This window comes from Bradyrhizobium sp. UFLA05-89 (assembly GCF_059803475.1).
The window spans coordinates 1-544 of the sequence record NZ_JBANBA010000307.1 but is presented as its reverse complement, the minus strand read 5'-3'; the positions used below and the strand labels follow the sequence as shown (position 1 = coordinate 544).

Here is a 544-nt window from a genome sequence, read left to right as displayed (position 1 = left end):
GGCCACCTGTTTTGCTTCCGCGGGCGTCGGGGCAATCTGCTGAAGGTGATCTGGCATGACGGCCAGGGCGCCTGCCTGTTCACAAAACGCCTGGAGCGGGGCCGCTTCATCTGGCCGAGCCCGGCCGAGAGTGTGGTGACGATCTCGTCGGCGCAACTCGGTTATCTTCTGTCCGGAATCGATTGGAGGCACCCACAAGAGACGTGGCGGCCGACATCGGTCGGATGAGGCTTTGCGCTTCCCGGATCGTGATGGATGTGATTCCATCATCGCCGTGACCGCATCTGAATCGCTCCCCACCGATCTTGCCGCCGCGCATGCGATGATCCTCGCGGAGCGCGCCGCGCGCCTTCAAGCGGAAGCCGTCGCGGCGAGCGCCAAAGCGGAAGCTGCCGACGCGAAGGCGGCCGAGGCCCTGATCAGTTACCTCAAGCTCGAGATCGAGAAGCTGCGCCGCCAGATTTACGGCAGCCGCTCGGAGCGCAAGGCACGGCTCCTGGAGCAGATGGAGCTTCAGCTCGAAGAGCTGGAAGCAACCGCAACC

2 protein-coding genes are annotated in these 544 nt (G+C 64.3%); both read left to right on the top strand.

What is annotated here, in order from left to right:
- On the top strand, nt 1-228 hold a 228-nt coding region (gene tnpB, locus SO139_RS46400; protein WP_498542180.1), incomplete at its 5' end, for an IS66 family insertion sequence element accessory protein TnpB.
- Nucleotides 229-322: 94 nt separating this feature from the next.
- Nucleotides 323-544, top strand: a 222-nt coding sequence (locus SO139_RS46395; RefSeq protein ID WP_496114211.1) for an IS66 family transposase, incomplete at its 3' end; no start/stop codon positions are given.